Origin of the sequence: Verrucosispora sp. WMMC514, assembly GCF_027497295.1 — a bacterium.
Taxonomy (GTDB): Bacteria; Actinomycetota; Actinomycetes; order Mycobacteriales; family Micromonosporaceae; genus Micromonospora; species Micromonospora palythoicola.
This window is the reverse complement of sequence record NZ_CP114906.1, coordinates 1,792,833-1,818,208: the sequence shown is the minus strand read 5'-3', so window position 1 is coordinate 1,818,208 and position 25,376 is coordinate 1,792,833. Positions and strand designations below refer to the sequence as shown.

Here is a 25,376-nt window from a genome sequence, read left to right as displayed (position 1 = left end):
TGGTGCTCAGGTCATCAGGCTGGTGAGGAAGTCTCCGAGCCCCTGGGCCATCATCATCAGGGCCGCACCGATGGCCTTGAACATCTGTGCCGCGCCCTCCGGCCGGAACGCCATGAAGTAGATCAGAAACGCGAGGCTTCCCCAGGCCAGCACCTTCTTCACGAATACCGGCATCGTCCCTCCCCAGGCCGGTGGTGCGGCTGGCTTCCCGCCGGGGAGCGCGGCAAACGACGCGAGGACGGTCGAGGGGCCGAGGCCGGTCAGAGGTACAGGCCGGTCGCGTTCTCCTCGACCCGTTCGGCGGCCACCGCGTGCACGTCGCGTTCCCGCAGCAGCACGTAGCCCCGGCCGTGCAACTCGACCTCCGAGCGGTCGTCGGGGTCGAAGAGCACCCGGTCGCCGGAGACGATGGAGCGTACGTTGGGGCCGACCCCGACCGCGGTGGCCCACGCCAGGCGTTTGCCGACCGCCGCGGTGGCCGGGATGACGATGCCGGCGCTGGAGCGCCGCTCGCCGTCGCTGCCCTCCATCCGCACCAGCACGCGGTCGTGCAGCAGCCGGATGGGCAGGCCGGAGTCGAGGTTGTCGGCGGTCACGCCGCAGACGCTACCGTGTCGTCCCGCGCCGGCCGCTGGTGGTCGCCGGGTTAGCGGACCGGTCGGACGGGGCACTGTGGGTGGCGAATCCGTCCTACCGTTGCCGGGTCGGGCGTATCCTGTCCGACCTGACGCAGTGCGCAGGCGAAGATCTGCCAGGAGGTGCGCTTGAGCCGCTTCGAGCGGATACGCGGACGGCTGCGTCGCGCGTACGAGTCGGGCCGGGAATCGGTCCGCGCGGGTCGCCAGACGCCGTCCGACGTCCCGGAGCCGGCCGCCGTGGCCTCGCCCTCCAGTCCCGGGCCGGCGGCACCGGCCGCGGCGACCGTGGTCGGTGCCGAACCGACCGCGCCGGTGCACAACTCCACCTCCAGTCGCGACGACGCCGACGTGCCGCACGCGCTGCGGATCGCCGCCGCCTGGTGCTGGCGGCTGATCGTCATCGGCATCGTCTTCTGGGCGCTGCTGAAGCTCGTGGGCACGATCAGCATCGTGATCATTCCCCTGGCGGTGGCGCTGCTGCTGTCGGCGTTGCTGGCACCCGCGGTCGGTTGGCTGCTGCGGGCCCGCCTGCCGCGATCACTGGCGACGGCGGTGGTCCTGGTCACCGGGCTGGCCGCGGTGATCGGCACGCTCACGTTGGTGGTCAACGAGTTCATCAAGGGCGTTCCGGAGCTGACCGCGAAGTCGACCCAGGGTCTGCAACAGATCCAGGACTGGCTCAAGACCGGGCCGCTGCACCTGTCGGACAACGACCTCGACCGGTACATCGAGGAGACCCAGCGGTGGGTCGACAACAACACCGAGCGGTTCACCAGCGGCGCCCTCTCCACCGCGGCCACCCTGGCCGAGGTGTTGACCGGCACGGTGCTCGTCCTCTTCGCCACCTTCTTCTTCCTGCGCGACGGCAACATCATCTGGCGGTTCCTGGTCCGGCTGCTGCCCGTCGCCGCCCGCTGGAAGGTCGACGACGCCGGTCGGGCCGCCTGGGCGACGCTTGTCGCCTACGTGCGGGCGACCGTGCTCGTCGCCTTCATCGACGCCGTCGGTATCGGCATCTTCCTGGTCATCTTCGACATCCCGTTCGCCTTCCCCCTGGCCGCCCTGGTCTTCCTCGGCGCGTTCATCCCGATCGTCGGTGCGACTCTGTCCGGAGGCGTCGCGGTACTGGTGGCGCTGGTCGACAGCGGCCCGGTGACCGCATTGATCATCCTGGGTGTGGTGATCGGGGTGCAGCAGGTGGAAGGCCACATCCTCCAGCCGCTGATCATGGGAAGGGCGGTCGCCATCCACCCGCTCGCAGTGATCATCGGTCTGGCGGCCGGCGTGGTGCTCGCCGGGATCACCGGCGCGCTGGTCGCGGTGCCCATCATCGCGGTGCTCAACACGGCGGTACGCCGCCTCGCCGCGCGGCGCGTCCCCGACACCCCACCCGACGCGGTCGTCGTCGCCTCCCGGGCGCCCTGACCGCCGTCCCACGCCTCGGCTGGGGGTGGCTCGGCGCGACGGACGCGGCGGCCGGCAGGCGGGTGGACGCCCTGCCCGCCCACCGGTAACGCCGCCCGGCTCAGCTCGCGGCGAGGCGGGCCAGGGCGCCCCGGGCCACCTCGGGACGGGTCGTGTACCAGAACGGGGGCAGGGAGCGGCGCAGGAACGAGCCGTAGCCGCGGGCCGTCTCCAGTCGGGAGTCCAGCACCGCCACCACGCCCCGGTCGCCGTTGGCCCGGATCAGCCGGCCCACGCCCTGGGCGAGCCGGACCGCCGCGATCGGGACGCTCACCGCGGCGAAGCCGGAGCCGCCCTGGGCGTCGACCGCCGCCGCCCGGGCCGCGGCGAGCGGTTCGTCGGGGCGCGGGAAGGGCAGCCGGTCGATCACCACGAGTTGGCACGAATCACCCGGAACGTCGACCCCCTGCCACAGCGACATCACCCCGAACAGGCAACTCGCCCGCTCCTCGCGGAAGCGCCGGACCAGCAGCGGCAACGCCTCCTCGCCCTGGAGCAGCACCGGCAGGTCGGTCTTGGCGCGCAGCAGCTCCGCCGCCTGCTGCGCGGCCCGCCGCGAGGAGAAGAGGCCGAGCGTACGCCCGCCGAGCGCGGTGACCAGCGCGAGCAGTTCCTCCCCGGCGGCCTCGGGCAACCCGGACGCCCCCGGTCGGGGCAGGTGGGCGGCCACGTAGAGGATGCCCTGCCGGGGATAGTCGAACGGCGAGCCGACGTCGAGCGAACGCCACCCGAGCCCGGAGTCGGTCGCCGCGTCCGGGTCCTCCGCCCGGGCTGGCGCGGTACCGCCCGCCGCCTCGCCCGACCCGGCCGGTCGCCGCGTGTCCTCGCCCGGCCCGGCCGGTCGCCGAGCGGCCTCGGCCAGGGCGGCGGCGGCCGCTGACGGTGGGCCGGGCGGGGGAGAGTCGAGGCCCAGCGCCCGGGCGACCGTGTCGAACCGCCCGCCCAGCGCGAGCGTGGCCGAGGTGGCCACCACGGTCCGCTCGTCGTAGAGGTGGGTGGCGAGGGTGCCGGCGACCGAGAGCGGCGCCACCACAAGTGCCCGGCGTCCGGTCACGTCGTTGCGTTCCACCCAGGCCACGTCGTGGTCGGCCTCCTCCAGCAGCCGCTGGGCCGTGGTGGACAACTCGTCGAGGACGGCCTTCGCCTGTTGCTTGCGTACCGGGTCGGGGTCGTCGGCCTTGACGTCGCCGATGCTGTCGAGCGCGGATCGGGTGGCGGCGTCCAGCAGCGTGCAGGCCTCCCGCAGCGGGCCGGGCAGCCCGCTGGTGATGCGTCCGACCGGTGCCTCGGCCAGCCCGACGGCGAGGGCGTCACCCGACGCGGTCAACGCCTCGGCCGTCTCCGGGCGCAGTAGCGGACGGGCCCGCCGGGCGGACCGGTCGATCAGCTCCGGGGTCAGCTCCGCCTGGGCCGCCGAGGAGACCCGGTCGGCCAGCTCGTGGGCCTCGTCGACGACCAACAGGCGGTGGGGCGGGACGATGTGCCGACCGGCGAGCATGTCGACCGCGAGCAGGCTGTGGTTGGTCACCACGATGTCCGCCTCCCGGGCTCGGGCCCGGGACGCCTCGGCGAAGCACTCCGCGCCGTACGGGCAGCGGGAGGCGCCCACACACTCGCGGGCGGGCATCGAGACCAGCCGCCACGTCTGGTCGTCGACTCCCGGATCCAGCTCGTCGCGGTCACCGGTGTCGGTCTCCAGGGCCCAGTCCCGCAGGCGTTGGATCTGCTTGCCCAGCCGGCCGGCCTCACCGAGCCAGCGCGTGCCGCCGGGACGCTCGGCCGGAGCGTCGAAGAGGGTGTCCTCCGGTTCGTCCGCCGTGGAGTTCTCCAGCCGGGCCAGACAGAGGTAGTGGTGGCGGCCCTTCAGCACGGCGAACGTGGGTCGGCGCCGGAGCAACGGCTCGACGGCGTCGGCCAACCGGGGCAGGTCGTGCTCCACCAGTTGGGACTGCAACGCCAGGGTGGCGGTGGAGACCACCACGGGTCCGTCCACCGTCAGGGCTGGCGCGAGGTACGCCAGGGACTTGCCGGTACCCGTGCCGGCCTGCACCAGCAGATGGTCACCGCTGGCGACGCACTCCTCGATCGCCGCGGCCATCCGTTGCTGGCCCGGACGGGCCGTGCCGCCGGGCACCGCCCCGACCGCGGCGGACAACAGCTCGGCCCCGCCCGGGCGGTCGCCCCGGCGGCGGGCCTTGTCGCGGGTGGTGTTGGTGCCGGTGGCGGTGCGGGGCGGAGTCACCGTGGCACGGTACCCGCCGGGTCGGACGTGGTCGGTACCGAACAGCCGTGTGTTGCGGGCGCAGATAACGGAAAACACCGCCCGGTCGTCCGGTAACTTCCCGACGGCGACGCGTGGGCGGAATCGGTTAGGGTGCGACTCATGCCGAGCGACGTGATCCGGGTGATCTACCGCAAGTTCGACGGCAGCGCCCACCGCGACTACCCGGCCCGTCGGTTGGCCGAGGACGACCTCGGCATCTGGCTCGGCGTGTCGGCCGGCACCAGCTCGGTCTACCACGGCCGGCCGTCGGTCGAGCAGATTCCCTTCGTGCTGCTGGTGCCCCACCACGCTTGGTGGACCGGCATGTTCAACCCGCCGCCCCGCACCAGCGAGGTCTACTGCGACATCGCCAGTCCGGCCCGCTGGGAGGGCGAGGACACCGTTCACCTGATCGACCTCGACCTGGACGTGGTCCGGCGCCGGGAGACCGGCCTGGTCGAGTTGCGCGACGAGGACGAGTTCGCCGAGCACCGGGTCCGCTTCGGGTACCCCGACGACCTTGTGGTGGCGGCCGAGGCGGCGGCGCGTTGGCTGTTCGGCGCGCTCGGCGACGGCACGGAGCCCTTCGCCACCTCGTACCGCAAGTGGTTGGCCCTGGTCGTCTGATCGCCGCGGCCACCTCCGTCGCGCGGACCGGCGGCGGACGGGTGATGATGCTCCGATGGTGGACGACGGTGACTTCGACGTGGTGGCGCCGACCGGCGGCGCGGTACGCGACCTGCTCCGGGTGCGGCCCGGTGGCCCGGTGGATCTCGCGGAGATCGACCCCCGCTCGACCCCGGGGCTGCCCGGCCCCGAGGTGACCTGGCCGGACCGCAAGTCCTGGGCCCGCCGGCAGGTCGCCCGGCTGGGTGCGGAACTGGCCGACCAGCAGGAGATGCTGTTCGCCGGTGCGAAGGCCGACCCGGGCGCCGGGCGGCGGGTGCTGCTGGTCCTGCAGGCGATGGACTGTGGTGGCAAGGACGGCACGGTCAAGCGGGTGGTCGGGGCGATGAACCCGCTCGGCGTGCACATCCGGGCGTTCGGCCCACCGACCGCGGAGGAACTGCGGCACCACTTCCTGTGGCGGATCCGCCGGGCCCTGCCGCCCCCGGGCAGCCTGGGGGTCTTCAACCGTTCGCACTACGAGGACGTGCTGGTCCCCCGGGTCCAGGAGCGGGCTCCGGAGGACGTCTGGCGGCCCCGGTACGCGGAGATCGACGAGTTCGAGCGGGAGTTGACCGACGCCGGAGTGGTCGTGGTCAAGGTCTTCCTGCACATCTCCAACGCCGAACAGGCGAAGCGGCTGTTGGCCCGGCTCGACGATCCGACGAAGCACTGGAAGTACCACCCGTCCGACGTTGACGCCCGGTCCCGGTGGGACGACTACCAGGCCGCGTACGCCGAGGTGCTCGCTCGGTGCGGCACCGACGTCGCGCCGTGGTACGTGGTGCCGGCGGACCGCAAGTGGTACCGGGACTGGGCGGTGGCGCACCTACTGCGTGAGACGTTCAACACTCTTGATCTGGGGTATCCGCCAGCCGACTTCGACATCGCGCGGGAACGGGAGCGACTGCTGGGAACCGCGGGGCCGGTGAAGGTGAACGGAAGTTGAACGAGCGGTGAATGCGATCTGGCCAGGGGTGGGCCGAATAATCGCCGATCTGACGGTTCCCTAGCATTCCCTCAGCAGGGCGCCGGAGCGACGGCCGCCACCCCTTCCACCCGACACGACGAGGTCCGTGCTGTGAGGTTTTCCTTCCGCCCAAACGAGGGCGCTTTCTACGAGCTCTTCACCAGGGCCGCGCAGAATCTGGTCCGGGGTACCGAGCTGCTCAACGAGCTGGCCCTGCCCGATGTCGAGGTGCAGTCGGTGAGCGAGCGGCTCACCGAGGTGGAGCACGACAGCGACCAGATCACCCACGATCTGTACAAGAAGATCAACTCCACCTTCGTCACCCCCTTCGACCGGGAGGACATCTACCGGCTCGGCTCGCTGCTGGACGACGTGATGGACCACCTGGAGGCGGTGGGCAACCTGCTCTACCTCTACGGGCTGACCAAGCTGCCGTCGTTGCCCCGGGAGATGCACGAGCTGGTGCACGTGCTCGACCAGCAGGCGAAGCTGACCGCCGACGCGATGCCCCGGCTCAAGTCGATGAAGGATCTCGAGGACTACTGGATCGAGATCAACCGACTGGAGAACGACGGCGACCAGGCCTACCGGATGCTGCTGGTGCGGCTGTTCTCCGGGGAGTACGACGCGTTGACCGTGCTGAAGATGAAGGAGGTCGCCGACGAGCTGGAGGCCGCCTGCGACGCCTTCGAGCACGTCGCCAACACGGTCGAGACCATCGCGGTCAAGGAGTCCTGATCCTGTGAGTCCCGAGCTCATCGCCGTGCTGGCGGTGATCGGGGTGGCCCTGGTGTTCGACTACACCAACGGCTTCCACGACGCCGCCAACGCGATCGCGACAAGCATCTCCACCCGGGCGCTGACCCCCCGGGTCGCCCTGGCCATGGCGGCGGTCGGCAACTTCATCGGCGCCCATTTCGGCGCCGAGGTCGCCAAGACCGTCGGCAGCGGCCTGGTCGAGCTGCCCACCGGTGTCTCCAGCCTCGGCATCGTCTTCGCCGGTGTGATCGGCGCGATCACCTGGAACATCATCACCTGGTACTTCGGCCTGCCCTCGTCGTCCTCGCACGCCCTGATCGGTGGCCTGGTCGGCTCGACCGTCGCCGCCTCCGGCACCGTGCTCTGGACCGGCATCGGCGAGAGCGTGATCATTCCGATGATCCTGTCGCCGATGGTCGGCTTCATCCTCGGCTACATCGTGATGATCGCGGTGCAGTGGGTCTTCCGGAACGGGCACCCGGGCAAGCTCAACCGCGGTTTCCGCTGGGCACAGACCGCCTCGGCGGCGGCCATGTCGGTCGGCCACGGCATGCAGGACGCCGCCAAGACCATCGGCATCGTGGTGCTCGCCCTCTTCGTCGGCGGCTACCAGGAGGACGCCACCTACATCCCGGAGTGGGCGTTCTGGACCTCGGCGGCAGTGCTGGCGGCGGGCACCTACGCCGGTGGCTGGCGGATCATCCGGACCCTGGGTCGGAAGATCATCGACCTGCGCCCGCCGGAGGGTTTCGCGGCCGAGACCGTGGCCAGCAGCGTGCTCTACTTCAACGCGCTGGTGCTCGGTGCCCCGATCTCGACCACGCACACGATCACCTCGGCGATCATGGGCGTCGGTGCCACCAAGCGGCTCTCCGCCGTGCGCTGGGGCGTGGCCGGCAACATCATCGGTGCCTGGATCCTGACCTTCCCGGCGGCCGGCTCGATCGGTGCCCTGATGTACTTCCTGGTCCGTCCGATCTTCAGCTGACCTGTGTCGAAGGGCCCCCGTCGTCCCCGGGGGCCCTTCGACACATCAGAGGTAGGAGACGCCGATCTGGGCGCGGATCTCGTCCAGCAGGCCTATGATCTCCAGCGTGGCCGAGTGCGGTACCAACGGGCTCTCGGTCAGACCCTCGGCCAGGCACCGCTGCACCTCCATGGCCTCGTACTGGTAGCCCGAGCCGACCAGCTCCTCGGTGATCGTCTCCGGTGCCGCGTCGGCCCGGTGCAGGGTGAACCCTCCGGGCCGGAAGAACGGCTCGGGTAGGTCGATCCGTCCGGTGCTGCCGGTGATCGAGGCGGTGAGTCCGGTGGCGCCCACCATGCCGCAGCTCAACGTGGCCACCGCACCGGTGTCATAGCCGAGGACCAGGCCGGTGTTCTCGTCCGTGCCCTCCGGACCCAGCTTCGCCCAGGACCGTACGTGCTGCGGTCGGCCCAGCAGCAGATGGGCCAGGCTGATCGGGTAGACACCGAGATCCAGCAGCGCGCCGCCGCCCAGCGCCCGGGCGCGCATCCGGTGTTCGGGTGGGAACGGCCCGGCCACGCCGAAGTCGGCCCGGACCCCGGTCAACGTGCCGATCGCGCCGTCGGCGATCAGCTGGCAGACCCGCCGGATCAGCGGGTTGCACCGCATCCACATCGCCTCCATGAGGAAGACCCCGGCGGCGCGGGCGGTGTCGACGAGTTCGGTGCTGGTGGCCAGGTCGAGGGTGATCGGCTTCTCGACAAGCACCGGCCGGCCGGCGGTGAGGCAGGTCAGGGCCGCCTCGTGGTGGGCGGCGTGCGGGGTGGCGACGTAGATCACGTCGACGTCGGCGTCCGCGGCCAGTTCCGCCCAGGAGGCGTACGCCCGTGGTGCGCCGTGCCGTTCCGCGAAACGTTCCGCGGTCTCGGCGGTGCGTGAACCGACCGCGACGAGTTCGGCCCCCGGCACCAGCCGGAGATCCTCGGCGAAGCGGGCGGCGATGTGGCCGGTGGCCAGGATGCCCCAACGAGTCATGGCGCGACGCTACCGAAGATCAGCAGAGCGCTGTACTGGGCATCCACGGGTCGGGACTAGTCTCGGCGCATGACGATCGACCGTGGCTTCCCGGCGCCGCCCGCGCTCGTGGAACACGCCCGCCGGTTCCGGGCCTCCGGTGCGGTGCCGACGGTGCCCCGGGTGGCCGCCACCGTGCTGCTGCTCCGCCCGGCCGACGCCGGCTTCGAGGTCTACCTGATCCGTCGGGTCGCGGCGATGGCGTTCGGCGGCATGTACGCCTTCCCGGGCGGTGGGGTGGACCCGTCGGACTCCACGACCCACCTGGACTGGGCCGGCCCGACACCGGCGGACTGGGGCGGGCGCCTCGGGCTGGCCCCGAGCGCGGCCCAGGCGGTGGTCTGCGCGGCGGCCCGCGAGGTCTTCGAGGAGGCGGGGGTGCTGCTCGCCGGCCCGGACGCGACCCGGGTCGTCGGCGACGTCAGCGACGACGGCTGGGAGGCCGTCCGGGCCGACCTGGAGCAGCGGCGGACCGGCTTCGCCGACCTGCTCGCCGGGCGCGGGCTCACCATCCGGTCGGACCTGCTGCTGCCGTGGAGCCGGTGGGTGACCCCGGAGTTCGAGCCGCGTCGCTTCGACACCTACTTCTTCGTGGCGCTACTGCCCGAGGGGCAGCGCACCCGCGACGTCTCCGGTGAGGCCGACCACACGCTGTGGATCCGGCCCGGAGAGGCGGGGCGGCGGGTCGCCGCCGGCGAGCTGACCATGCTCCCGCCGACCCTGGTCACCCTCCGGGAGGTGGCGGCCTGCACCGACCTCGCCGCGGTGGCAGCGGCGGCGGCGGACCGCGACGCGGTCACCCCGATCACGCCCCGGCTGGATCTGTCCGATCCCGACCGGCCCCGGTTCCACCTGCCATGACCCGGACGGATCAGCCGAGCTGGTAGTTGACGTGGGCGGACCAACGGGCGAAGCCGAGCCGCTCGTAGAGCGCCACCGCGCCGGTGTTCGACTCGTCGACGTAGAGCATCACCCGGTCCAGCCCGCGTCGATCACGCAGGTACGCCAGCCCGGCGGTGGTCAGGGCCCGGCCCAGCCCGCCACCGTGCGCGGAGGGCTCCACCCCGAGCACGTACACCTCACCGATACGCGCGGAGCCGGTGCGCTCGTGCACCTTCGTCCAGTGGAAGCCGAGCAGCCGGCCGGTCGCCGACTCGACGGCGAGCAGGAAGCCGGCCGGGTCGAACCACGGCTCGGCGAGCCGTACTTGCAGGTCCTGCGCGGTCCACCGGCCCTGCTCGGGATGGTCGGCGAAGGCACGCGCGTTGAGCGTCAACCAGGCCTCGTCGTCGCTGCCGGGGCGGAACGTGCGCAGCGTCACCCCGTCGGGCAGGCGCGGTTCGGACAGCGGGGCGGCGAGCGGTCGACGCAGCTGCCAGAGGACCCGGGCGCGGTGGAAGCCGAGGTCGACGGCGAGGGCGGCGGCCGAGGGGTGGTCGCCGTGCGCCCACGCCCGCAGCGGCCCGGTGGCGGCGGCCAGCACCGCCCGGGCCAGCGCCCGTCCGGTGCCCCGCCGCCGGTGCGCCGGGTGCACCACCAGGTCCACGCCGACGCCGCGGTCCGGATCGGTCGTATCGAGGTGTGCGTACCCGGTCAGCGTGCCGTCGGCGGAGCGGGCGACCAGGTGGGTGGCCGCGGCGTGTGCGTCGCGGAGGCGGAGCAGCACGTGTTCGTCCATCGGGTCGGCGCCGTCGGCGTCGCCGGCCGCGCCGGCCAGCGCCAGCACGTCGGTGACCTCCGCGGGGCCGAGCCGGTCGAGGCGGCTGACCTGGTCGACGTCCGACTGGGTGCTGCTCATCGCATCACCGTAGCCGCACCGTGGACCGGCCGCCCGACCGACGGTGGGTACCCGCCTCACAGTCCGCGTGGTGGCAACGCCTGAACCTCGAACCTGCCGGCCAGTTCGGGCAGGATCCGGTACAGCGCGTTCACGGTGCCCTGGCGGTCGCCGCCCGCGTCGTGCAGCAGGACGATCGAGCCGGGTCGTGCCTGGTTGATCACGGAGGCGGCGATCCGGCTCGCGCCGGGCGCCCGCCAGTCGGACGGGTCCAGCGTCCAGTGCAGCGGCGCCATGCCGAGGTCCCGGGAGACGGAGATGACCGAGTAGGTCCAGGCCCCGCCGGGCTGTCGGTACCAGGCGATCGGCGCGTCGGGCACCGCGGCGCGGATCGCCTCGCTGGTCCGCATGAGGTCGGCGCGGATCCAGTCGGCGGACCGGGCGCCCAGGGCGACGTCGTGGTCCCAGCTGTGGTTGCAGAGCGTGTGTCCCTCGGCGACGATCTGTTCGACGAGCCACGGGTACGCCTGGGCGTTCTTGCCCACCACGCAGAAGGTGGCCGTGACGTGGTAGTCCCGCAGGATCGCGAGCACCTGAGGGGTGTAGTCGGGGTGCGGTCCGTCGTCGAAGGTGAGCGCGACACCGGCGGTGCCGGTGCTCACCCGGGTACCCATCGGGCCGATGTTCGGGTCCTGCTCCTGCGGGTCGGCGGGCCCCGACCGGTCCGGCTCGGCGTCCGGCGCACGGGTGTGCTCGGGCTCGGCGTCGATGGCGGACTGGTCCGCGTACTCGGGGTGCTCGGCGCCGGTCGCGGTGACGGCGGCGTCGGTCCGGGACGCGTCGGGCACCAGACCCCGTCCGAGCAGGTACGCCGAGCCGAGCACCGCTGTCACCACGAGCGTGATGATTCCGACGGCCCGCGCCGCCCCCACCTGGTTAGCGCCCACCAATGCCCCCCGCTGGTCAACTGGCAGTCACGATATGACTCGCGGGTCGACCAAAAGGGGCATATAGGAATTTTTACCCTTCGACGGTGAGGGCTCGCATCGGCAGCGGAGTGTGCTCGGTGGTCTCCGGCAGGTTCCGCGACGACGGGACGACGAACTTGTAGCCCACCTGCCGGACGGTGCCGATCATCGACTCGTACTCGGAGCCGAGCTTGGCGCGCAGGCGACGCACGTGCACGTCGACCGTCCGGGTGCCGCCGAAGTAGTCGTAGCCCCACACCTCGCGCAGCAGTTGGTCGCGGGTGAACACCCGACCCGGGTGCTGGGCGAGGAACTTCAGCAGCTCGAACTCCTTGTAGGTGAGGTCGAGCGGGCGACCCTTGAGCTTCGCCGCGTAGGTGTCCGGATCGATCATCAGCTCGCCGGCCCGGATGGAGCCGCCCGCCCCGGCGGTCGCGTTGCTCAGCCTGCCGACCGCGAGCCGCAGCCGGGCCTCCACCTCGGCCGGGCCGGCGGAGGCGAGGATGACGTCGTCGACGCCCCAGTCGGCGTTCAGCGCGATCAGGCCAGCCTCGGTGACCACCGCGACCAGCGGCACGCCGAGCCCGGTGGCGTGCAGCATCCGGCAGGTGGCCCGGGCCTCGCTCAGTTCGGAGCGGGCGTCGACCAGCACGGCGTCCGGGCTCGGGCCGGCGACCAGGGTGCGGACGTCGCGAGGCGCGGTGCGCACCGAGTGCGGCAGCAGGTCCAGTGCCGGTAGCACTGCGGATGGTTCGCCTGCCCGTGCGGTCACCAACAGCAGGATCTCCACGATCACCTCCGTCCCGGCGGCCGTTGCGGCCGCGCGCGACCAGCGGCACTCCTGCGGGGTGTGGCGCTGGGAACTTCCGTGGGTCCCGGCGTCGCTGACGGGCGGGTTTCGCCGTTGAGCGTAACCGATTCCTCGCGGACGACCTTGACGCGGTTTTCTCTTTGCCCTATCTGCCCCTGATCGCGGCGCAGGTTTTAACGTGGTGGAAACGCTGGCACCCGCGATGTGAGGTTGGTCTGGCACGATCGGTGGGTGTTTCCCGCCAACTCGCCCGAGCCCGGCCGTGACCCGTGGGCCGAGGACCCCTCCGCCCCGGGAGGCTCGGCGCCGCGTACCGGTCCGGCTGTGGAGGTCGACGAGCGGCGCTCGCGCGGCCCGCGCCGCCTGCGCCGCGGCGGTTCGGCTCGCCGCCCCGACGACGAGACCGACGCCGACGACGAGGAGGAGGCGGAACCGCCGGTCGAGGTACGCCGACAGATCTCGCTCGCCATCGGTGGTTTCGCCGCGCTGCTCGGCCTCGGGCTGGTGGTCGCGGCGCAGACCTCCAGTCCCGGGCACCGGCTGCCGTTCACCCTCGTGGTGCTCGCCGTGCAGGTGATGTTCCTGCTCGCCTGGACCATGGTCACCCGGCCACCGGCACTGGCGGTCGTGCTCGGCGTCGGCACCGTCACGGCGGTGGCGGGCGACGTGGTGGCCGTACGGTCGGCCGAGGCCCGGTTGGTGCCACTGCTCTACGTCGCGGTGGGCGGGGTGCTCGCGGCGGTGCTCGGGCAACTGGTCCGACGGGTGGACCGGGTCCGGGTGACCGACTCGCTGCGGAGCACCGCCACCAGCGTGTTCGGAGTGGTCGCCTTCGCCACGCTCATCGTGCTCAGCCGGATCCCGGCCGGCACCCAGGCGATCACCGTCTGCCTGACCGCGGCCGGGGTGGCGCTCGTCGTCGCCCGGGTGACCGACGCCCTCGCCGCCTGGCCACGACTGGCGCCCCAGGTGCCCAGGGGAGCGGCGGGAGTGGTCGGCGGCGCGATGGTCGGCACGCTCATCAGCGCGCTGCTCGGTGGCTACCTGGTCACGCCGTTCACCCCCACCCGGGCCGCGATCATCGGCCTGGCGGCGGCCGTTGTCGCCGTGCTGGCCGATCTCGCCGTCAGCTACGCCGAGGCGGGGCGGCTGATGGCCGGCGAGATGCCGCCGGCCTGGGCCGCGCGGCACGTGCAGGGCCCACTCGGCGGTTTCGCGATGGCGGCGCCGGCCGCGTACCTGATGTGCCGGTTGCTGCTCTGACAGCCCGGGGCGGGCCGGCGCGATCCGGGCCGGCGCGATTGAGAAATCCGGACCACGGGTAACACCGGTCCACCGCTGGCGGCATCGAGGTACGACGAAACAGGAGGCGGCGTGGAGCAGGCGTACGAACGGCGACCGCGGCGACGTGGGCGCAAGGTGTTGATCGGGTTCGTCGTCCTGTTGATCGTGCTCGCCGGACTGATCGCCATCGCCGACCGGGTGGCGGCGTCCGTGGCCGAGCGCACCATCGCCGACGAGGTGCGCCAGCAGGTCGCCCAGCAGAACGCCCAGTCCTCGCCACCCGAGGTCGAGGTGGGTGGTTTCCCGTTCCTCACCCAGGTGCTCGACGGCCGCTACGAACGCATCTCGATCAAGCTGCGGGACGTGCGGGCCTCGGTGCAGGGCGACGCGGTCGCGCTGCCCAGTCTGGACGTGGACGCGCGAAACGTACGGGCCTCGCTGGACACCCTGCGCACCGGGCAGGGTGAGGTCGTGGCGGAGACGGTGAACGGCACCGGCACCATCAGCTACCAGAGCCTGTCCGCCCTGCTCGACCGGGAAGGGCTGACCCTCGGTGAACGGGACGGGCAACTCGCCGTCACCGCCCCGGTGGACGTCCTCGGCCAACGACTGACCGTCACCGGCACCGCCGACATCATCGTCGGTGAGCAGGGGCAGGTGTCCCTGAAGTTCGACGACCTGGACGCCGAAGGGCTGCCGGACGTGCCGTTGGCCCGCGCCCTGGTGAGCAACTTCGCCCGCAGCATCTCGGTCGACGTACCCCTGCCGGAGTTGCCGTTCCAGCTCACCGTGCGCGAGGTCCGACCGCAGCCGCAGGGGCTGACGGTGACCGCCGACGCACGGGACGTGCCGATCAACTCGGCCGGCTGACCAGCGGCCCGGCGTCCCGGATGCTGGTCGGTCCGATAGAGAATTCTGGGATCGCTGGTAGGCTCCCTGCTCATGGGGACGCTCCTCACCAAACGGCGCGCGGTCGACCTGTGCCGCGTGGCCACCTGCCTGTGTCGCCCCGTCATCTGACGGCGGGGCTGTCTCGGGCCGCCTAGCGGCCAAGGCACTCGGGGCATGCGTACCTAGTTCCCGGTGCACCCCACCGGACGCCCGGCAGCGGCGCCGTCGCACGAACCCGTGATCCGTTCCGAGCTATGGGTCCCGCGCGTGGTGCGACACCATCACATCCGACAACCTCCGCGCGCTGGCTCACCATCCATCCTCACCAGGGAGTGATCTGATGAGTCGCGACACCGCACTCGTCTCGGCCGAGTGGGCCGAGAAGAACCTCGACGCCCCGGGCGTCGTCTTCGTCGAGGTCGACGAGGACACCTCGGCCTACGACTCCGGCCACATCGCCGGCGCCATCAAGCTGGACTGGAAGACCGACCTCCAGGACCCGGTCCGCCGGGACTTCGTCAACAAGACCCAGTTCGAGGCGCTGCTGTCCGAGCGGGGCATCAGCAACGACGACGTGGTCGTGCTCTACGGCGGCAACAACAATTGGTTCGCCGCGTACGCCTACTGGTACTTCAAGCTCTACGGCCACCGCGACGTCAAGCTGCTCGACGGTGGTCGCAAGAAGTGGGAGCTGGACGCCCGCCCGCTGGTCACCGACACCGTGTCCCGCCCGGCGACGCAGTACGTCGCCGGCGAGCCGGACACCGGCATCCGGGCCTTCCGGGACGAGGTCGTCGACGCGATCGGCACCAAGAACCTGGTCGACGTACGCAGCCCCGACGAGTACGCCGGCCGCCTGCTCGCCCCCGCTCACCTGCCGCAGGAGCAGGCGCAGCGCGGCGGCCACATCCCGACCGCGATCAGCGTGCCGTGGTCGAAGGCGGCCAACGAGGACGGCACCTTCAAGTCCGACGACGAGCTGCGCCGGATCTACGGCGAGGCCGGGCTGGACGACAGCAAGGAGACCATCGCCTACTGCCGCATCGGCGAGCGCTCCTCGCACACCTGGTTCGTGCTCCAGGAGCTGCTGGGCCACCGCAACGTGAAGAACTACGACGGATCGTGGACCGAGTACGGCTCGCTGGTCGGGGTGCCGGTGGCGCTCGGCGACGAGCCGGGGGAGGCCTGAGATGACCGCACCCACCGCAGCAAGCACCGCCGCCGGTTGCGCGGCCCCCGACCAGGCGGCCCCGCTGCCCGCCGGCCTCGACCTGGAGCGGGAGACCGTCATCACCGGTGTCGTCCGCTCCGGGGAGGGCGAGGCGGTGGCCGGCGCGTACGTCCGGCTGCTCGACTCGACCGGTGAGTTCACCGCCGAGGTGGTGACCTCGCCGGCCGGTCAGTTCCGGTTCTTCGCCGCGCCGGGCGCCTGGACCTTGCGCGCGCTGTCCCGCCAGGGCAACGGAGACACCACCGTGACCGCCGGTCGCGGCATCAACGAGGTGACGGTGACGGTCACCGTCTGACCCCACAGCAAACGGCCGGGTGGCCCGCATCCCTCCCCGAGAGGAATGCGGGCCGCCCGCCGTACTGCGTACCGCCGGTCAGATGCCGGTGGCTCTGGTGCAGGTGGAGGCGGGTTCCAGGGCGAAGTCGAGGGTGCCGACGATGCCCGCCTCGATGCGGTGGCGCTGCACCTGCGGCACCCAGCCGTCCTTGGCCACGATCACCTCGTAGCGGCCCTTCGGCAGCCACCAGGCGTAGCGGCCGTCGGCGCCGGCCGTGAGGGTCGTCCCGGTACCGGCCGAGATCAGATTCACCCGTACCGTCGCCGGGATACCGACCGTGACTCCGCCGCAGGTGGTGCCGGTGACGGTGCCTCGGATCTTGCCCCAACTGGCGGGCGGTGACACGTTCATCTCCACCGCCACCGGAGTCACCGGGTAGGGGCTGTCCGAGGCGATGGCGATCTCGCCCGCGTACCGGCCGGGTTGGGCGACGCCCGCCGCCTCGGTGGCGGTGAGGGTGACGGTCACCGTCCTCGACTGGCCCGGCGCGAGGGTGAAGGTGGTCGGGGACGTGTCCAGCCAGGGCAGGTCCGCCTCGGCCGCGCAGAGTTCCAGACCACCGAGCCGCTCACTGTCCGCGCTGCCCACGAAGGAGGTGGGCGAACCACCGATCTTGTACGCGCCGCAGGTGGCGGCCCCTCGGTACCGGCTGAACCGGACGTTGGGCAGGTCCCGCCAGGCCCCGGCGACCGGGTCGAAGCCGACGGTACGGTTGGTGACCGCCGTCGAGCCGTCGGTCACCCCGCCGGCCAGCACCAGCAGCCCGCCGGCGGCCGCGTACTGCGAACCCCACAGCTCGAGCGGCAGCTCCGGCAGCGGACTCCAGCTGTCGGCAGCGGGGTCGTACCGGTAGGCGTCGGTGTACTCGGTGCTGCCCGTGCCACCGGCGCAGTAGACCGAGGCGCCGATGCCACCGCAGGCCAGCCACGACACCGGGTGCGGGTAGGCGGCACCGGTGCTGAACGAGCCCGCCGCCGGGTCGAACACCACGAGTCCGTCACTGTCGGTGCAGGTGGCGTCGGCGCAGCCGCCCACCAGGTACACCTTCCCGCCGACCACGGCCGAGCCGGCCGCCGCGACCGGTGCCGGGTTGGTCACTCCCGGCAGGGTGCTCCACGTCCCGGCGGCCGGGTCGAAGACGTCGACCGTGGCCACGGTGGCGTCGTCCGCACCCCAACCGCCGATCACGTAGAGCTTGCCGCCGACCGCCACCGCGGCGGGCTTGGAGCGCACCGTCGGCAGGTCGGGCAGCGCGGTCCAGGCGCCGGCGCCTGGGTCGTACACCCATGCCTTGCGCTCGGTGCCGGTGCCACCGCCACCACCGACCGAGTAGATCTTCCCCTCCAGCCAGGCGGCGGCATTGTCGAAGATCGCCGCCGGCAGCTTGGCGATCTCGGTCCACGCCTCGTCCTCGGCGACCGCGGCCTGCGGTGCCGCCCCGCCGTACGCGGTGCCGGTGCGCGCCTTGCTGATCCCCTTCACCTTCTGTTCCCGCAGTGGCGCGCCGTCGCGCCGGAGCAGGTCGAACTGGCCGGCGCGTTCCAGCAGGTCGACGCTTGCCGGCGCGGTACCGGTGTTGCTGACCGTCACCCGGGTGGTGCGGGTGCTGCCGTACGGCTGGTGTGACTCGATCGATGTGGGGCTGACCGTCAGCCGGCCGGCGGCGAGGGCGAAGTTGGCCCGCTTCACCCGGTCGGCGGTGACCGCCACCTGCTTGGTGACCGGTGCGTACGGGGTGCGCTCGGCGGTGAACGGATGGGTGCCGGTGAGCCCGGAGAACAGCCAGTAGAAGCCGTCCGGCTCGGCCGGATCCTGCGGCGTGGCCGCCGAGACCGCCCGGTCCTCGGGACGGTGGTCGCTGGTCACCGTCACGCCGTTGAGCGGGTCACCGGTGTTGCGGTCGGTGGTGGTGCCGACCACCAGCCCACCAGGCACGGGCGAGCACTCCCGGTTGACCACCGCCACGTCGTCGACCTGCCACCACCAGGCGAAGGTGCCCTTGAAACGGAAGCGGACAAGTGCGGACGCGGCGTTCGCGGCCGGGTCGAGCGGTACCTCCTCGACCCGGGGGCCACGGCGGCTGGCGGTCTGGTGCCAGACGTTGGTCCAGGTCTCGCCGCCGTCGGTGGAGACGTCGATGTCGGCGGTGTCGCTGATGCCGACGGCGCGCCAGTCGCTGCGGAACCGCAGCACCGGTGCGGCGGTCGTGGACAGGTCGATCGGCGGGGCGATCAGGTCGGTGTCCTGGGTGTTGCCGGAACCGAGGGCGTCGCTGTCGATGATGGCGAAGCCGCCGGTGCCGCCGGTGAGGTTGCCCCGGGAGCGGGGATCGTCGAAGACCCAGCCACCGGAGGCGGTGCGGTTCTCCACGCGCCAGCCGGGCGGTGCGCTCGTCGAGTCGAAGCTCTCGGTGAGCAGCGGCGTGCCGAACTGCGCCGTGTAGCCGGCGGCGGTGCAGGCGGCGTCCACGGGCACCGCCACGTTGACCGTGGCGGCGTCGCCGCCCACGGCCACCTCGCGGGTGACGACGCGGTAGCCCGGATACTGGGCGGTCACGGTCAGCCGGTACCCGGTGTTGCCGGGCAGGGTGACGGAGTAGCGGCCGGTCACCGGGTCGGTGAAGACCGGATCGCCGGGCCGGCCCGCCACCTCGATCTTGGCGTACAACGGCCAGCCGTGCCCGGAACCGTCGGTGACCTTTCCGCTCACCGTGACCGCCGGGGTGGCCAGCAGGGCGAAGTCCCGGTCGACGGTGCCGCCGTCGGGCACCGTGACGGTCGCCGACTGGCTGGCGTAACCGAAGGCGCTCACCGAGAGGGTGATCTCGCCGGCCGGGACGGTGAGGGTGTACCGGCCGTCGGAGCCGGTGGTGGTGCTGCGGGTGCCGTCGGTCACCGTCGCGCCGGACACCGGGTCGTCGTCGCCCGAGTCGGTGACCACCCCGGTGACCCGGCCCACCGCGCCACGGGGTGCGTCCCGCACCGCCGCGTACGCGTCGAGCCGCCCCTCACCGAAGACGTTGTTGTCCGCCGGCGTGCCTCCGCAGGTGGTGGCGTCGACATCGCGGGCCGTACGGTCCAGCAGCTCCTCGGTCGCGGCGAGGTCCCCGCGCAGACCGGGTGCCGCCGCCCAGAGCAGTGCCACCGTGCCGGACACGTGTGGCGCGGCCATCGACGTGCCGTTGAACGAGGCGTATCCGCCGTTGCGGACGCTGGACCGGACGTTGCTGCCGGGCGCGGCGATGTTCGGCTTCAGCGGGTCGGTGCCGGAGCCGCGCCCGGAGAACCCGGCGATGACGTTGTTCACGTCGTACGCGCCGACGGCGTACGCGTCGGTGTAGTCGCCGGGTGAGCCGGCGCTGCCACAGGCCGGTCCGTCGTTGCCGGAGGAGAAGACCGGGAACATGCCGGCGGCCCGCCAGGCGGCCACGGTCTGCTGGTACCAGGGGTCGCCCCCGTCGCCGCCCCAGGAGTTGTTCACGATGTCGGGCCGCAGGTCTGGCCGGGGGTTCTGGCCGTTGGCGTCGGTGGGGGCGAGCACCCACTGGCCGGCGGCCAGCAGCGAGGCGTCGGAGCAGTTGTTCGACTCACAGCCCTTGGCGGCGATCCACTTCGCACCGGGGGCGACGCCGATCTGGTTGCCCGCACCGTCGTCGCCGACCATGGTGCCCATGGTGTGCGTGCCGTGGTCGTTGTTGTCGCAGGGCGCGGTGCCGGGGCACACGCCGGCCGGGTCGAACCAGTTGTACGCGTGCTCGAAGCTGCCGCCGCCGAGGTTGCCCCGGTAGGAGGCGACGAGCGCGGCGTGGTCGTAGCGCACGCCACTGTCGATGTTCGCCACCACGACGCCCTCGCCGCGGGTACCGAATTCGTCCCACACCCGAGGTGCGCCGATGTTGGTGAGGCCCCATTCGACCGCGGCGGTGCGCGCCCGAGCGGTCTCGGTCTCGGTGGGCAGGATCAGGGGGTAGCTGCGGCTCGGCTCGATCCGGGCCACCTCGGGTCGGCGGGCGATCTCGTCGAGCAGCGCCTTGTCGCCCTCCACCCGCACCGCGTTGGCGATCCAGTACGCGGTGTGCGGCACCTTGCGCTCGTCGAGCAGCGTCCGCAGGTCGCGTTGGGTGCGGCTGGCCGTGGTGGTGAGCAGGCGGTGCACCTCGCCGGCCCGGGCGTCGGGGTCAGGCAACCGGGCGGCCTGCGCCAACGGCGCGGTGTCGGCCAGATAGACCAGGAACGGTGCGGTTGACGTGGTGCCGAGCTGGTCGAGCAGCGCCGGGTCGACGGCGGCTCGGTGCGGTGCCGTCGGTTGGGCCGGCGCGGCGAGCGCCGGCTGACCGGTGACGCCCAGCACGGCGGCGGTCAGCACCGCCACCGCCCGCCAGCGTGGCGACCGGGTGGATGGTCGTGTGAACAATGGTCCTCCCCACGTCGTCGGTCCCGATCCGTTCGGGCCCGCACACCCGCACGCCGCGACGCGGCGGCGCGGAGCGGCCGGGGCGATGTGGGTGGCCGGTGGTGGTGCCTCCGCCCGCTGAGAGTCATGCTCTTGCCCCGACCGTCGGTGATCAATGGAACGCGTCGGTCAGTACTCGGTCAGTGACGAGGCGCGATCCTGACCGTTAGGCTGAAACCGGGTGCCATCGGTGACCGTCACTGGCGATCGGTGGGAGTCGCAGGTCCCGGGGTGCCCTGGGGGAGGCGTCGTGTCCGGTACAGAATTTCCGATCCTGGTCTGCGTCAGCTCCGACGCCACCGTCCGGCAGCGGGTGGTGCAGCGGCTGGAGGGTGTCGGGCCGGTGGTGATCTGTGCGGACCTCGCCCAACTGCGGGCGGTGTTCCCCGCTCCACCGACGGAGCCGGGCGGGTCGGCCGACGAGCCTGCCGAGCGCCCCCCGGAACGTGCGGCGACCTGGGGAGACCTGGTGGTCGATCGGGCCGGGCACCTGGTCACCTGGCGCGGCGCACCGCTGGGGCTGACCCGCACCGAGCGGGAACTGCTGGCCCGGCTGGTGAGCCCGCCGATCACCTTGTGGAGCTACGAACGGCTCTTCGCCTCTGTCTGGGGCGGCGCCTACCTCGGCGACACCGCGATTCTGCACTCGGCGGTGAAGCGGCTGCGCCGCAAACTGCGGACGCTGTCCGACGGCCCACAGGTGCAGACCGTACGCGGCGTCGGCTACCGGTTGAGCATGCCGCCGGAGGCCGGCGACGGGCGTCCCAACGGACGGTCGCACCAGGCGTGACACGATGACCGGGTGAGCAGCGCCGTCCATGCCGAGTACCCGTCGCCGACCGGCCCCCGACCACCGGCCGCCGGCTCCCGGTTGCCGCGTTGGCTGATCGCGGCGACCGCGCTCTGGGCGGTGCTGCTGGCCGGCCTCACCTGGAGGTCCGCGGCCGAGGATCCGCCGACCGTCCGTGAGCAGCGCACCCTCTCGCAGGCCGGGCCGGTGGTCGACGGCGCGATAGGTGAACTGGTCGCGGCGGCCGGCGGCGGGGTGCCGGCGCTGAGCCCACCCGAGGTCGACCGGGGCTGCCGGGTCAGCCCGTTCGCGGACGGTGCCACGCTGACCCGCGCGGTCGATCTGGCCGCGCCGGTGGGCGAGGAGCGGGCCCTGCTGGAGCAGATCGCCGAGCGGCTGCCCGAGCGGTGGCGGGCCGGTGTCCGGCTCACCCCGGAGGGTCCCCGCCTGCGCGGCGACGCGGGCGAGTTCGTCACCGTGACGGGACGGCCGGCGACCGACGGCCGGATCCGGTTCACCGTCGACACCGGGTGCCGGCCGGTGGGCGACGACTACGACAGCGCCGGGTCCGCCGCGGCCGGCCCGGAGGCCGCCGCACTGGCCGAGGCGGTGCGGGCGCTGAACGGCCGGCCCGACGGCCCCGGGTCGGTGACGAGCGCTCCCTGTCCCGGCGGCGCGACGGCCCGTACCGTCCGCACCGTCGTCGACCCGGTGGCCGCGGCGCCGCAGGCCGCGCTCGCGCCGCTGGCCGGCGGCACACCGGTGGTGGATACCCCCGAGGTGTACGCCTACCGGCGCGACGGTGTGGCGGTGCTCGCCGATCTCCAGCCGGACCGGGTCGTGGTCTCCGCGACGACGGGCTGCGCCGGCTGAGCCGCGACGCTCGCCGCCGGTCATCCAGGTCGGGCCGGCCCTTCGTCGCGACTGCGGCCCAGCGCGTCGACCCGGCCCCACCGGCCGGGGATGTCCAGCAGTTCCACCCGGCCCATCCCGGCCGGCACGTACGGGTCGATGATCAGGTGCTCGCCCTGCGGTTCGAGGCCGAGCATCACCCGCAGCAGCAACAGTGGCGTGCCCGCCGACCAGGCCTGCGGGCTGCACGCGGTCGGGTACTCCACCGGGTAGTCGGTCAGGTCACGTTCGTAGCCGGCGAAGGCCTCCGGCAGCCGGCCGAAGAAGTAGCGGGACGCCGCGAACATCGACTCGCAGATCCGTCCCGCCTCCTCCCGGAGACCGTACTTCCACAGACCCCAGGCGATGATCGAGTTGTCGAACGGCCAGACGGTGCCGACGTGGTAGCCGATCGGGTTGTACCGGCCCTGGTCGTCGGCGAGGGTACGGACGCCCCAACCGGAGAAGAGCCGGGGACCGAGCAGGTGTTCGGCGACCCGTCGGGCCCGGGACTCGTCGACGATGCCGCTCCAGAGCAGGTGCCCGATGTTGGAGGTGAGCGCGTCGACCTGGCTGCCGTCGGAGTCCAGGGCCAGCGCGTAGTACTCCTTGTCCGGCAGCCAGAAGTCCCGGTTGAAGCGTTCCTTCAACTCCGCGGCCTCACGTTCCAGCCGGTCGGCGTAGACCGGGTCGTTCCAGCACAGTCGGGCCAGCCGGGCACCGCGCAGCTTGGCGTCGTAGGCGTAACCCTGCAACTCGCAGGTCGCCCGGGGAAAGCTCGGCAGCCGACCGTCGGAGTAGCAGATCGCGTCCCAGGAGTCCTTCCAGCACTGGTTCTCCAGGCCGACCTGAGGGCTGCGGGTCTGGTACCAGACGTACCCGGTGCCGAGCAGGTCGCCGTAGGTGTCGATCCAGGTCAGCGCGGCCCGCGCCGAGAACTCCAACCGTTTGACCAGCTGCACGTCGCCGGTCCACCGCTCGTACTCGTCGAGCAGGATCACGAACAGGGCGGTCGAGTCGGCCGAACCGTAGTACGGCGAGTGCGGCTGCTCCTCGAAACCGGCGGACTCGCCGTAGCGCAACTCGTGCAGGATCTTGCCCGGCTCCTCGTCGCGGAAGTCGTCGACCCGTTGGCCCTGCAGCCCGGCCAGCATGGTCAACGTCGGCGGGATCAGCTCCGGCACGAACGGCAGCACCTGGAGTGAGGTGAAGATGCTGTCCCGGCCGAACAGTGTCATGAACCACGGCAGGCCGGCGGCCATCAGCCGGACGCCGAGCGCGATCGACTCGTACCGCAGCGCGGCCAGGTCGGTCAGGCTGCGCCGGTACGCCCCGGCCATCGGTTCGCAGTCGCAACCCAGCTTGGGTGCCCGAGCGACGAACTCGGCGTGTTCCGCCTCGATCGCCGACGTCGTCCGGCTGCCCGCGAAGGGCAGCAGGGAGCGGACGTCCTGGCCGCGGGCGCCGTAGATGACGACGTTGACCGTCAACCGGGTGGTCCACTCGCCGTGCGGCCCGATCCGGATCGGGAAGGTCATGCCCCGGCGGTCGACCTGGGCGGCGGCGCTGCTCTCGATCATCGTCTCGCGGTGGAACGCGTCCCGCCGGTAGGTCAGCCGTAGCGAGTTCTCCCCGGGTGCGGCGGTGTTGTGTCCCTTCTTGCGCTGGGTGTCCTTGATCTCGAAGATGTCCGCGAAGTCGGAGGCCATCTCCATCCGGACGGTGAAGTTCATCTCCTGCCCGGAGTGGTTGAGCACGGTCAGCTCCTCGGACAGGTCACCGCTGATCGCCCGACTCCTGATCACCGAGACCTTCGCGTCCAGGAAGTGGGTCGGCTCGCCGGGCACCAGGAAGTAGCGGGTCCGGTGCGACTCGGCGTCGTCGATGGAGAGCGCGTGCAGCCGCTCGCCGTCGATCAGCAGCAGCCAGGTGGACAGGAACCGGGTGTCGAAGGCGAACAGCCCGGTGGGAAAGTCCAGTGAGGGCTCGACATCCCCCCGGCGGTCGCTGACCAGGAACGTGTTGCCGTCGAGGATGCTGACCAGTTCCTTCACCGGGTCCACCTGGCGTGCTCGCGGGCTACCTCGCGCGGATCGCGGGTGCCGGGTGCGGTCGGGAAGAACAGGCGGAAGGCGAGAAACAGCACCACGTCGCCGCGAAAGGTGCTCTCGTTTCTGAGCACCGCGGAGATCGCATGCGCGCGTCCGGTGACCAGCCGGTCGAAGAGATCGACCCCGCAGTACCAGGTCGCGTCGCCCGGCTCCGACCCCTGGTCGACCTCCGCCGCGCCGGGCCGCATCCGGACCAGCCAGTGTTCGGTGCGGTGTCCCTCGGAGAGGTCGATGCGCAGCGTCCCCGCGACCGGAGTGCGGAGGACTTCCGGGGCGCGGGCCGGCAGGGTCGCGAAGAACTGCTGGGTGGCCTCGGTCACACCCGAATCGTAGGCATTCGCCCGCCTTGTCGGGCGGGTTCCGTCGCCTTCCCAGGCAGCGCCCGGTGAGCCCTCCCGAACACTGACCGGTGAGTCAGTAGACGAGCGCCTGCGCGCCCTCGGCCATGGTCTCCTCGACGAAGACAGCCGCCCCGGCGATCCGTACCCCGGGGATCACGTCCCCGGAGTCGATGTCCCGGCGTGCGGCGCACTGGGTGCAGGCCGTCACCGTGCCGGTGGCGAGGATCACATGCAGCAGCTCGGCCAGCGGGGCCGAGTGCGGCAGCTCGAAGCTCTGCGCCCGACCGGGCAGCGCGAACCAGGTCGACTCCCCGGTCAGCCAGAGGGAGACGGCCACCCCGGCTGCGGCCGCGGTGGCCGCCACGGTGAACGCCTGGGCACACCGTTCCGGTGCGTCGGCACCGGCGGTGGCCTTGACGACGAGAGTGCGGGCCATGCCCGCCAGCATAGGATGACTCGGATGGTCACCGAGATCGGGTTCGTCAGCCTGCTGGTCGCCGGCCTGGGCGCGCTCGCCGGTGGCCTGGTCTACCTGGCGGTACGGATATCGAGAGGCAAGTGGTGACCCGGTGAGTGCGAGGAGTGAGCCGGTTTTGCGAGCCCCGCAGTCGCGAACGAAGGTGATCCGGTGAGTGCGAGGAGTGAGCCGGTTTTGCGAGCCCCGCAGTCGCGAACGAAGGTGATCCGGTGA

The 25,376-nt window shown here is 72.1% G+C and carries 24 protein-coding genes and 2 pseudogenes; 14 read left to right on the top strand and 12 right to left on the bottom strand.

The annotated features are described in order from the left end of the window. Positions 1-6: 6 nt before the first annotated feature. The gene (locus O7597_RS08315; RefSeq protein WP_166458800.1) at positions 7-174 is read right to left on the bottom strand and encodes a hypothetical protein; all 168 of its coding nucleotides are present in this window, start codon (positions 172-174) and stop codon (positions 7-9) included. Between the two features lie 86 nt (positions 175-260). Continuing rightward, on the bottom strand, positions 261-596 hold the full coding sequence (locus O7597_RS08310) for a co-chaperone GroES (protein ID WP_164448536.1): 336 nt from the start codon (positions 594-596) through the stop codon (positions 261-263). A 168-nt stretch (positions 597-764) separates the two neighbouring features. Here O7597_RS08310 and O7597_RS08305 point away from each other — a divergent pair, with 168 nt between their 5' ends. Next, on the top strand, positions 765-2,063 hold the full coding sequence (locus O7597_RS08305) for an AI-2E family transporter (protein ID WP_281582380.1): 1,299 nt from the start codon (positions 765-767) through the stop codon (positions 2,061-2,063). 100 nt (positions 2,064-2,163) lie between these two features. On the opposite strand, the pseudogene O7597_RS31735 reads toward O7597_RS08305, so the two are convergent. Both O7597_RS31735 and O7597_RS31730 read right to left on the bottom strand, forming a co-directional pair. Then, positions 2,164-2,841: pseudogene (locus O7597_RS31735) on the bottom strand (ATP-dependent DNA helicase); the annotation flags it as partial. Between the two features lie 156 nt (positions 2,842-2,997). Then, a pseudogene (locus O7597_RS31730) lies at positions 2,998-4,344 on the bottom strand (ATP-dependent DNA helicase); the annotation flags it as partial. Between the two features lie 141 nt (positions 4,345-4,485). Here O7597_RS31730 and O7597_RS08295 point away from each other — a divergent pair. From O7597_RS08295 to O7597_RS08280, 4 genes are all read left to right on the top strand, one after another. Then, entirely contained in the window at positions 4,486-4,992 is a 507-nt protein-coding gene (locus O7597_RS08295; protein ID WP_210824841.1) for a DUF402 domain-containing protein, read from the top strand. Between the two features lie 55 nt (positions 4,993-5,047). Beyond that, positions 5,048-5,980, top strand: coding sequence for a PPK2 family polyphosphate kinase (locus O7597_RS08290; protein ID WP_269738451.1), 933 nt, complete (start codon positions 5,048-5,050; stop codon positions 5,978-5,980). Between the two features lie 132 nt (positions 5,981-6,112). Further along, positions 6,113-6,739 carry a DUF47 family protein gene (locus tag O7597_RS08285; RefSeq protein WP_093403380.1) on the top strand — a complete coding sequence of 209 codons (627 nt, stop codon included), beginning with the start codon at positions 6,113-6,115 and terminating at the stop codon, positions 6,737-6,739. A 4-nt stretch (positions 6,740-6,743) separates the two neighbouring features. After that, positions 6,744-7,748, top strand: a complete 1,005-nt coding sequence (locus tag O7597_RS08280; protein WP_269738450.1) for an inorganic phosphate transporter — start codon at positions 6,744-6,746, stop codon at positions 7,746-7,748. A 45-nt stretch (positions 7,749-7,793) separates the two neighbouring features. Here the strand turns inward: O7597_RS08280 and O7597_RS08275 are convergent, their stop codons facing one another. Next, complete coding sequence (locus O7597_RS08275; protein WP_281582378.1) at positions 7,794-8,762, bottom strand: Gfo/Idh/MocA family oxidoreductase; 969 nt, start codon at positions 8,760-8,762, stop codon at positions 7,794-7,796. A 69-nt stretch (positions 8,763-8,831) separates the two neighbouring features. Here O7597_RS08275 and O7597_RS08270 point away from each other — a divergent pair, with 69 nt between their 5' ends. Further along, on the top strand, positions 8,832-9,662 hold the full coding sequence (locus O7597_RS08270; protein ID WP_269738448.1) for an NUDIX domain-containing protein: 831 nt from the start codon (positions 8,832-8,834) through the stop codon (positions 9,660-9,662). Positions 9,663-9,672: 10 nt separating this feature from the next. On the opposite strand, the gene mshD is transcribed toward O7597_RS08270, so the two are convergent. From mshD to O7597_RS08255, 3 genes are all read right to left on the bottom strand, one after another. Continuing rightward, positions 9,673-10,599: a mycothiol synthase gene (mshD, locus tag O7597_RS08265; protein WP_281582377.1), complete on the bottom strand. Its 927-nt coding sequence runs from the start codon at positions 10,597-10,599 to the stop codon at positions 9,673-9,675. Between the two features lie 56 nt (positions 10,600-10,655). Beyond that, positions 10,656-11,528 carry a polysaccharide deacetylase family protein gene (locus O7597_RS08260; RefSeq protein WP_281582376.1) on the bottom strand — a complete coding sequence of 291 codons (873 nt, stop codon included), beginning with the start codon at positions 11,526-11,528 and terminating at the stop codon, positions 10,656-10,658. Between the two features lie 70 nt (positions 11,529-11,598). Beyond that, a complete protein-coding gene (locus O7597_RS08255) occupies positions 11,599-12,342 on the bottom strand; it encodes a response regulator transcription factor (RefSeq protein ID WP_269738445.1) in 744 nt (247 codons plus the stop codon). 246 nt (positions 12,343-12,588) lie between these two features. On the opposite strand from O7597_RS08255, the gene O7597_RS08250 reads away from it, so the two are divergent. The 5 genes from O7597_RS08250 (at position 12,589) to O7597_RS08235 (ending at position 16,058) form a co-directional block, all read left to right on the top strand. Continuing rightward, on the top strand, positions 12,589-13,620 hold the full coding sequence (locus tag O7597_RS08250) for a hypothetical protein (RefSeq protein WP_281582375.1): 1,032 nt from the start codon (positions 12,589-12,591) through the stop codon (positions 13,618-13,620). Positions 13,621-13,731: 111 nt separating this feature from the next. After that, complete coding sequence (locus O7597_RS08245; RefSeq protein WP_269738443.1) at positions 13,732-14,511, top strand: DUF2993 domain-containing protein; 780 nt, start codon at positions 13,732-13,734, stop codon at positions 14,509-14,511. A 72-nt stretch (positions 14,512-14,583) separates the two neighbouring features. Next, positions 14,584-14,661 (top strand): Ms5788A family Cys-rich leader peptide, encoded by a 78-nt coding sequence (locus O7597_RS31725; RefSeq protein ID WP_311202345.1) that lies wholly within the window; start codon positions 14,584-14,586, stop codon positions 14,659-14,661. Positions 14,662-14,872: 211 nt separating this feature from the next. Beyond that, positions 14,873-15,721, top strand: a complete 849-nt coding sequence (locus O7597_RS08240; RefSeq protein WP_269738442.1) for a sulfurtransferase — start codon at positions 14,873-14,875, stop codon at positions 15,719-15,721. Position 15,722: 1 nt separating this feature from the next. After that, the gene (locus tag O7597_RS08235) at positions 15,723-16,058 is read left to right on the top strand and encodes a DUF1416 domain-containing protein (protein ID WP_269738441.1); all 336 of its coding nucleotides are present in this window, start codon (positions 15,723-15,725) and stop codon (positions 16,056-16,058) included. Between the two features lie 78 nt (positions 16,059-16,136). Here O7597_RS08235 and O7597_RS08230 read toward each other — a convergent pair whose 3' ends face one another. Next, positions 16,137-20,513, bottom strand: coding sequence for a S8 family serine peptidase (locus O7597_RS08230; RefSeq protein ID WP_269738440.1), 4,377 nt, complete (start codon positions 20,511-20,513; stop codon positions 16,137-16,139). Positions 20,514-20,802: 289 nt separating this feature from the next. Between O7597_RS08230 and O7597_RS08225 the strand changes: the two genes are divergently transcribed. Beyond that, positions 20,803-21,342, top strand: a complete 540-nt coding sequence (locus O7597_RS08225; RefSeq protein ID WP_269738439.1) for a winged helix-turn-helix domain-containing protein — start codon at positions 20,803-20,805, stop codon at positions 21,340-21,342. A 12-nt stretch (positions 21,343-21,354) separates the two neighbouring features. Continuing rightward, positions 21,355-22,215, top strand: coding sequence for a hypothetical protein (locus O7597_RS08220; RefSeq protein ID WP_269738438.1), 861 nt, complete (start codon positions 21,355-21,357; stop codon positions 22,213-22,215). A gap of 20 nt (positions 22,216-22,235) precedes the next feature. Here O7597_RS08220 and O7597_RS08215 read toward each other — a convergent pair whose 3' ends face one another. The 3 genes from O7597_RS08215 to O7597_RS08205 form a co-directional block, all read right to left on the bottom strand. Beyond that, positions 22,236-24,287: a glycogen debranching N-terminal domain-containing protein gene (locus tag O7597_RS08215; protein ID WP_269738437.1), complete on the bottom strand. Its 2,052-nt coding sequence runs from the start codon at positions 24,285-24,287 to the stop codon at positions 22,236-22,238. Continuing rightward, a complete protein-coding gene (locus O7597_RS08210) occupies positions 24,284-24,664 on the bottom strand; it encodes an SCP2 sterol-binding domain-containing protein (protein ID WP_269738436.1) in 381 nt (126 codons plus the stop codon). Before O7597_RS08210 ends, O7597_RS08215 begins: the two co-directional genes overlap by 4 nt. Positions 24,665-24,758: 94 nt before the next feature. Further along, positions 24,759-25,133 (bottom strand): DsrE family protein, encoded by a 375-nt coding sequence (locus O7597_RS08205; RefSeq protein ID WP_281582374.1) that lies wholly within the window; start codon positions 25,131-25,133, stop codon positions 24,759-24,761. A 12-nt stretch (positions 25,134-25,145) separates the two neighbouring features. On the opposite strand from O7597_RS08205, the gene mtfM reads away from it, so the two are divergent. Next, entirely contained in the window at positions 25,146-25,250 is a 105-nt protein-coding gene (mtfM, locus tag O7597_RS08200) for a small membrane protein MtfM (RefSeq protein ID WP_046570768.1), read from the top strand. The last annotated feature ends 126 nt before the right edge of the window (positions 25,251-25,376 follow it).